The sequence below is a fragment of the Azospirillum mesophilum genome (genome assembly GCF_053470405.2).
Genome location: NZ_JBPXMQ020000087.1, coordinates 1 through 7,970, shown reverse-complemented (window position 1 = coordinate 7,970; position 7,970 = coordinate 1). Strand labels below are relative to the sequence as shown.

General features: G+C 65.5%; 5 protein-coding genes. 1 reads left to right on the top strand and 4 read right to left on the bottom strand.

Going from position 1 to position 7,970, the window contains the following annotated elements; translation table 11 throughout:
* Window positions 1–175 precede the first annotated feature (175 nt).
* The 4 genes from ACSVC7_RS32345 to ACSVC7_RS32330 all read right to left on the bottom strand — a co-directional run bounded on the left by ACSVC7_RS32345 (window position 176) and on the right by ACSVC7_RS32330 (window position 5,842).
* Complete coding sequence (locus ACSVC7_RS32345; RefSeq protein ID WP_448208691.1) at window positions 176–1,513, bottom strand: O-antigen ligase family protein; 1,338 nt, start codon at window positions 1,511–1,513, stop codon at window positions 176–178.
* A gap of 34 nt (window positions 1,514–1,547) precedes the next feature.
* The gene (locus tag ACSVC7_RS32340) at window positions 1,548–3,791 is read right to left on the bottom strand and encodes a GumC family protein (RefSeq protein WP_448208692.1); all 2,244 of its coding nucleotides are present in this window, start codon (window positions 3,789–3,791) and stop codon (window positions 1,548–1,550) included.
* A 361-nt stretch (window positions 3,792–4,152) separates the two neighbouring features.
* A complete protein-coding gene (locus ACSVC7_RS32335; protein WP_448208693.1) occupies window positions 4,153–5,133 on the bottom strand; it encodes a glycosyltransferase in 981 nt (326 codons plus the stop codon).
* Window positions 5,134–5,176: 43 nt separating this feature from the next.
* The gene (locus ACSVC7_RS32330) at window positions 5,177–5,842 is read right to left on the bottom strand and encodes a sugar transferase (RefSeq protein ID WP_448208694.1); all 666 of its coding nucleotides are present in this window, start codon (window positions 5,840–5,842) and stop codon (window positions 5,177–5,179) included.
* 974 nt (window positions 5,843–6,816) lie between these two features.
* Here ACSVC7_RS32330 and ACSVC7_RS32325 point away from each other — a divergent pair.
* On the top strand, window positions 6,817–7,866 hold the full coding sequence (locus tag ACSVC7_RS32325; protein WP_448208695.1) for a polysaccharide deacetylase family protein: 1,050 nt from the start codon (window positions 6,817–6,819) through the stop codon (window positions 7,864–7,866).
* The last annotated feature ends 104 nt before the right edge of the window (window positions 7,867–7,970 follow it).

Genomic DNA, 7,970 nt, shown 5'->3' with positions numbered 1-7,970 from the left:
TCTCGGGCGGACCTTGCCCCCACCCCCCCACGCCTTCGGCGCGGGCCCCTCCCTCTCCCATCGGGGATGGGAGAGGGGACTTTTACGTCTATGTCCCCACAACGACGAAGCCGGAGAACGCTCCTGGCGTTCTCCGGCTTCGCGTCCCTGTGGAAAGGATTTTCGACGGTACCGTTCAGGCCTGGACGACCATCCGCTCCGGAAGGCCGATGATGTAGCGCCTCGACGTGCGCCGCCCCCGCAGCGTCCAGGCGGCGACCTGGAACTGCGTCGCAATGGCCGCGTAGAAGGTCAGGAAGATCGTGTTCGCCTGGATGAAGTAATTCTCGGTGATCGTCAGGACGAGATACATGGCGAGGTAAACGTAAAGCCACGTCGGCACCCGACTCTCGCCGGCGGAGAAACAGACCGCGCCGAGGCGGAAGGTGCGGATCAGCGTCAGCATGATGAGCAGGAAGCCCACGCCGCCGAGGTCGAGCAGCAGCTGCAGCATCCCGTTGTGGGAATGGATGATGTACTGCCCCGACGACAGCCAGAAGGCGGCCCCCGGCGATTCCCACCCTTCCCAGAACACGCCGTAACCGTAGCCGACCAGCGGGCTTTTCGCGATCATCTCCACGCAGAAGGCCCAGACCGTGGTCCGGCCCGTCAGCGTCGCATCGCGGCCGAGCAGCTGGGTGACCAGCTCCAGGTTGAGCATGGCGAACAGGGCGCCGCCGAAGACCACGACGATCGAGGCCAGCACCGTCATCACGCGCAGGCTCGGCTGGCGCCGCATCAGCAGCACCAGCGCGTAGGCCAGCAAGCCGAACAGGACCAGCACGATGGCCGTGGCCGACCCGGCCATGAACAGGCAGACGAAGGCCATGGCCAGGTTCGCCGCGATCATCGTCCGCAGCCCGAAGGACGCGGCGCGGAACTGGCTGAACAGGGCGAGCGACAGCGTGATCGAAAAGGCCGACACGTGCCCCAGCGAATTCTTCTGGGCGAACACGCCCATCCAGTTCCGGTCCACGTCCAGGCCCACGCTGGGGATCAGGATCGCGGTCAGCGCCGAGCCCCACATCCCGAAGGCGCAGGCGACGTACATCAGGGTCATCAGCTGGCGCGGCGTGAAGCGCAACGCCAGGTAGAAGCCGAAGATGACCGTCCCGCTCAGCGCGATACTGCGCCGGACGGTCAGCATCGGATCGTAAGACCAGCCCGCCGAGGCGACGACCAGCAGGAGGAAGAGCCAGAACCACGGCCCGGTCATCTCCAACATGCGCCGCGCCGGCGTCCTGACGAACAGCAGAAGGCCGCCCGTCAGGTAGCAGCCGAGGAAGCTGACCTGCTTGAGCAGGTCGCCACCCCGGTCGTAGTCGGCGCCGCTTTCCAGAAGCTTGTCCTTCGCGACCTGCCCCCCGATGGGCAGGTGCATGTCCCACAGCATCATCAGGGCGAGCACGACGAAGCCCAGTTCAAGCCACGTCAGCAGCGGCGACCCGCCCGATTTCATCGAATTCCGGCTCATGCTCCGGCCCCTCGCCCGTCTCAGCTTGCCCGTCTCAGCGGCCGCCCAGATAGTATTTGTGGCGGGCGTGGTAATGGGCCTGATCGTAGTTGCCGGACTTGGAGTAGCGCTTCAGCCCGACCTGGGTCATGACCACGCCCTCGATCCGCGCGCCACGCGCCGTCAGCATCTGCAAGGCTTCCGCCGCCATGTCGCGCGGGGTCGAGGCCCAGCGGACCAGGAACACGAAGCCGTCGACGATGGAGCTGAGCAGCATGCTGTCGGAGACGGCCATGACCGGCGGCGTGTCGACGATGATCAGCTCATAATGGGCGGTCAGGTCGCCGACGACGTTCGCGAATTCCCGCGACATCAGCAGCCGCTGCGGATCCCCGCCTTCGGAGCCCGCCACGATGTAGTGGGCGCCGGTCGCCTCGTCCACGTTGATGGCCTGGCCGAGGTCGGCCTTGCCGAGCAGCACGTCCTGCAGGGTCGCCGGGGCGTTCTGGCCGAGCGCCGCCTTGACCGCCGGCCGGCGCAGGTCCGCGTCGATCAGGATCACCTTCTGGCCGGACTGGGCGAGGATGCGCGACAGCGAGATGGAGAAGGTCGTCTTGCCCTCCCCCGCCGTCGAGGAGGTGACGCCGATGACCTGGAGCGGCGGACCCGACCCGTGGCCGCGCATCAGCGCCGCGCGGATGGTCCGGTGGCTTTCGGCGAAGAAGGAGCGCGGCTCGCGGACGATCTCGTCGCGGGCGCGGCGGCGGTTGTACCAGGGCAGCTTCGGCAGGACGCCCAGCATGCGGTGGCCGATCGCCTCGCGGACCTGACGGCTGGTCTGGAAGGTGCTGTCCAGCTCGTCCAGGACCAGGGCCAGCACGATGCCGATGACCATGCCGATGGCCGCGCCGACCGCCAGCAGGACCGGCAGGTTGGGGAAGGTCGGCAGGGCGCCGGCGTTGGCGGCGGACATCACCCGCGTGTTGTTGCGGCGGAAGCGCTGCTGCTCGCTCGACCGGTTGAACTGCTCCAGGGAGCGGTCGTAGATCTCGCGCGCGGCCTGGGCCTCGTGCATCAGCCGGTTCAGCTCCACCGAAGAGGCCGACTGCTTGGCGACCGTCTGCTCAAGCTGCTGCACGCTCGCCCGGATTCGGGCCTCGTTGCCGCGCTGGACTTCGGCCTCGCGCTCCAGGGCGGAGATGATGCGGCCGGTCTCCGCCGCGATCTTCGGCCGGATGGCGTTCAGTTCCGCCTGGGCCTGCATCACGGCCGGGTGCCGGTCCTGCAAGGTCTGCCGCAGCCGGGCGAGGTTCTGCTCCAGCTGGGCCTGATAGGTGCGCAGCGCGTTCAGCTGCGGGTCGTCCAGGGCGTCGTTGCCGCGGCCGGACCCCAGGCTGCCCTGGGCGGCGCGGGCGCTCTGCAGGCGCGCCTCGGCGCGGGCGCGATCGGCCCCGACCGTGACGAGCTGGCGGTTCAGCTCCGTCAACTTCTGCATGTCGATGGACGTCCCGTTCGACTCGAACAGGTTGTGCTCCGACCGGTACTGCTGGACCGCCGCGTCCGTCTTGCGGACCTGATCGGCCAGCGCGTTGAGCCGGTTCTCCAGGTATTCGCTGATCTGCTTGCTGTGCTCGAAGAACTGCTTGGACTGCAGCTCCAGATAGGCGTTGACGATGACCGCCAGGATCTCCGTCGCCTTCTCCGGGCTGGAGGCCGCAAACTTGGCGCGGATGGTGTAGGAGCGGCCGTCGTTCTCCACGGTCAGGCGCTTTTCCATCGCGTGGATGATCTCGGCGCGCCGGGCGTCCTCGGGCAGGACCGGTTCGCCGGCCGACGTCCGGGGCAGGCCCAGCGCGTCCTTCACGGAGCCGACGGCCTCCTGGACGTAGGCCTTGACCGGCTCCGGGATGCGCAGCAGGCCGAGCTTGAACTCCGGATCGTCCAGCAGGTGAAGCTGGTCGACGGCCTGGCCCAGCACCGCCGGGGAGGACATCTTGTCCACCTCGCTGCGCACCGCCGCGATATCCGGCATCCCGCTGCTGGTCTGGGTTTCCAGCCGCAGCGCGTTGCTCAGCTGCAGGTCGACCTCCAGCAGCGCCTCCGCCGTGTAGCGCGGCGCGATCACGTTGGCCGCCACGCCCCCGAGTACGGCAAAGGCGACGCCCGAAAGACCAATGACGACCACGCGCCGGCGAAGGAAGTTGAAGAGTTTGCGCATGCCGGCCAGCTCCGCCATCGGTTCGGGCCGACGGGCAATGGGGATGCGATGCATCAGCCGTCCTTTGATCAAATCCGCCATATTTGCCACCCGTTGAACGATCTATGCGTTGATGAGCAAAGAAAGTGCACAAAGCCACTGTAAGGAAATTGACCACAACCGAGCCGCGACTCCGAAAGCCTCTTTCGGAAGGGGAACAGCGATTCCGTGTGACGACGGGTTGTGAGTGGATCTTCGGAATCATCTCCCCCGAAGTCCCGCAAACGCAAAGGACGGGCGTCCGTTCGGGCGACCGTCCCGGCAGGGCCATAGGCCCGGCCGCCGTTCATCGGTGCGTCGCGTCGGGAACCGCGCCGGACGGGCCGCCATCGCATCGGCGGACCCGCCCGGCGCGGGATGTCCGGCAGGGGATATCCGGCCGGGATATCCGATGGCCCGATGATCAATTCTCCTTCATGCCGAGCCGCTGCGGCATCAGGCCCTGCCCGGCCGGAGCGGCCTGCTTCTGCGGCTCGCGCACCATGCGGTACAAGGCGTCCTTGACCGACGCGGGCATGAGCCGGAACGCCGTGTAGGCGGAGATCGACGCCAGATAGTCGCTGATGCCGATGAAGCCCGACCGCAAGCAGAAGGTGCGGAAGCGCAGCTCGCCGGCCACGTAGGACAGGCCGCCGCGGCGCTTGCGCTGCTGCAGCGTCGCCCGCACCTTGACCAGCGGTTCCGGAATGACGTGGAACCGTGCGCCGGCGTTCGCCAGCCGCACATACAGGTCGTAGTCTTCCAGATACGCGTAGTCCGTCCGGTAGCCGCCGACCGCGACCAGCCGGTCGCGCCGCACCAGGATCGTGGGGTGGCACAGCACGTTGCGCCACCGCAGCGCCCGGACCACCTCCTCGTGGCTGGCCGGGGCGGTCTTCACGAACTCGCACTCGTTGTGGTCGGTGCGGAACTCGTGGCACCAGGTGCCGACCAGATCGACGTCCGGATTCACCTGGATGTAGCGCCACTGCATCTCCAGCCGGTGCGGCACGCACAGGTCGTCGCTGTCCATCCGCATGACGTAGGGCTGGGTGCACTGTTCGGTGCCGGCGCTCAAGGCCCCGGCGAGCCCGTGCTGCCGGTCGAGTTCCAGGATCGTCACCACGGGGATCCGCGGGTCGTCCCGGTACTCGTCGATGACCGCCATCTGGTCGTCGCCGACCGCGCCGTCGACGACCAGGACCATCTGCGCGGGGCGGAGGGTCTGCGAAAACACGCTTTCCAGGGAAGCCCGGAGATTGCTGGCCGATTCCTTCTGGTAGGTGGACATCAGGACGCTGACGGGCGCGATGCCCGAAGCGCCGGGCCGCCAATCCTCGCGTTGCAGCCCGGATTCCGAGGCCCCGCCCTCAGACTTCTGGCTGGCAAACGAATAATCCGACATTAATCACCCCCGATTCTTCCTTGGCGATGTTACGTCTTATTGCCTAAACTGCCCCATGCCGGCCGAACACGACGTAGGCCGTCATGAAGATTATTTTGATATCCTGGAAAAGAGACCAGTTCCTGACGTACTCGACGTCGAGGCGGACCCGCTCTTCATAGCTGAGCGTGGAGCGGCCACTGACCTGCCACAGGCCGGTGATGCCGGGGCGCACCCTCAGATAGTCGGCGGCGTGGACGCCGTATCGCGCGAGTTCGGATTCCGTGACGGGGCGAGGCCCCACCAGGGTCATGTCCCCGCGCAGGACGTTGAAGAACTGCGGCAGCTCGTCGAGGCTGGTGGCCCGCAGGAAGCGGCCGATCCGGGTGACGCGCGGATCGTCCTTCAGCTTCTGCGTCTGGGCCCATTCCTCGGCAGCCTCCGGATTGGCTTCCAGGTGACGGCGCAGGACCTCGTCCCCGTTCATCACCATGGTGCGGAACTTCAGGCAGCCGAAGGGCCGCCGGTCCCGCCCGAGGCGCGTGTGCCGGTAGACGGCCGGGCCGCCGTCCAGCGGGATGCACAGGGCAACGATCACCATAAGCGGCAGACTCGCCAGGATCAGCCCCAGCGACAGGACAATGTCCAGCGCCCTCTTCAGGAGGCCGTTCACGCCAAGAAGCTGAAAGCGCGTCGCGTGCCCGGCGAGCTGAGACGAACCGCCGGTCACCGAGCGAGAAGCCGAAATAGACAGACGTTGCGCAAGCACATCCCCGGCGGCATCGCCGCCTCGGATGTCACATTCATTGTGCATGACCTCTGCCTCCCACGGTCATTTCCATCTCTTCCCTAAGTTCCGAAGCCGAGCGCCCCCCGAGCATCCACATACGCGCCCCCGTTCCGCACCTTGACTCGCAAGGCCGGTCGTGAAGCATGAGGATGGGTTTTCGCTCGGATACCTTATGATTTCACAATGTAAACGTGATCCGATACGCTCGCTGGCGTCAGTCGTTTTATATGAACCGGCGCCTGTGTTCGCCATGGCTACAGCGGACGACGCCGTTATTGCCTATCCATTCGCACCTTCCACCGGTGAGTGAACCTTCGAAAACTGCGAACCAAGGCCGATGCGGCAGACTGTACCGCGCCGACCCCTACAATAATAGAATTAGAAAATGGTATTCTATCGACTTAAAGGATTATCATGCATGTTCACCGCATGCCGGAATGGACATCCAGCCCGCACTCCGTCTTTTACCACTTCGACGGGGCGATCATTACAAGGGATGATGAGGGCGGGAATTATGCGTCTTCAGGCTTCAAAACATCATCAGAATGGATGATGATTCATGATGGGGAGCATGACTTGCAGCCTGATTTTCCACCTCCAACGCCTCGCTGATGGGAAGCGTTACCACCGTGGCGCTGCGGCTTCCCGGCCAGGACAGCGGAATTCCCGGTGGCTGAACCACCTATTTTAAAAGAGCCGCTCGGGTTAAACCTGGCTGCATACTTCCCAAAGCCCGCTTTCCACCCGAGATCCAGCGTTTTAAAATCCAACCGAATAAATCAACTTAATGGTTGCTCCACGCTCTTGAACGGAGCAACGTCGGCGCATCGCCGCCGGAAGGCGTTCGCGGCCGGGCCCGAACGCGCCCCTGGGCTCATCATCCCGCCACCAAACCGAGAGTGGGACATACGACCATGCACATCAAACATCATTTCTACAGGCTGGCCATCCGCAGCATGAGCCTGATGCGCCTGCACAAGATTTTGAATTCGTCCTATTCCGGCCTGGGATCCATCCTGGCCTTTCACCGGGTCGCCGCGCGGCGGAGCGGCTTTTCGCCCAACGAGTTCCTTGCGATCACGCCTGAATTCTTTGATGAATTGATCCGCTATCTCCGCCGCGAAGGCTTCGCCATCGTGACCATGGACGATCTTGCCGACCACATCGCCGGCAAGGCGTCGCCCCGCAAGATGGTCACCCTGTCCTTCGACGACGGCTACCTGGACAATTACGAAAACGCCTGGCGCCTTTGCCGGCAGCACGGCGTGCCGATGACGCTCAACGTCACCACCGGCTTTCTGGACCGCACCGCCTACCCGTGGTGGGACGCCATGGAGGAGCTGCTGCGGCAGCGCGACCAGCTCGTCATGCCCGGCGACGGCGGAACCCGGCAGGTGGACGTCTCGACCCTGCACGCGAAGGCCCAGACCTTCCGGTTCCTGTCGGACCAGTTCCGCGGCGCCGGTGCCGAGGCCCGGATCGAGCGCCTGATGGAATTGGAGCGGCTCAACGGCATCGACCTGCGTGGCTACTGCGACCAGCTGATGATGAGCTGGGACATGCTCGGCGACATGGTGCGCAGCGGGCTGGTGGAAATCGGCGCCCACACCCTGACGCACCCGGCGCTCAGCTGCCTGTCGGAGGAGGAGGTGGCGCGGGAGATGGCGGGCAGCCGCGCCATCCTCGCGGAACGGGTCGGGCGGCCGGTCAAGCATTTCGCCTACCCCTTCGGCGGCTCCCGCGAAGCCGGCCCGCGCGAGTTCGAGATCGCCCGCCGTGTCGGTTTCACGACGGCCGTGACCACCCGCCACGGCACGCTCCATCCCGAACATCACAGTCACCTGACGGCCCTGCCGCGCGTCAGCGTCAACGGCGAGCACCAGACCATCAGCGCCATCGAGCTGTTCCTCAGCGGCGCGTCGATGGCCTTCACCAACCACTTCCGGCGGGTCGTCACCGCCTAAATGGTGCATCCGGCAAATTGCGGGAATTTTAGCGGCGCGAGCGGGTTGAAGGGGGGAAATCCCCGTCAAAGGTGGCCTGCCATGACCCTTCATGCCCGTTCCGT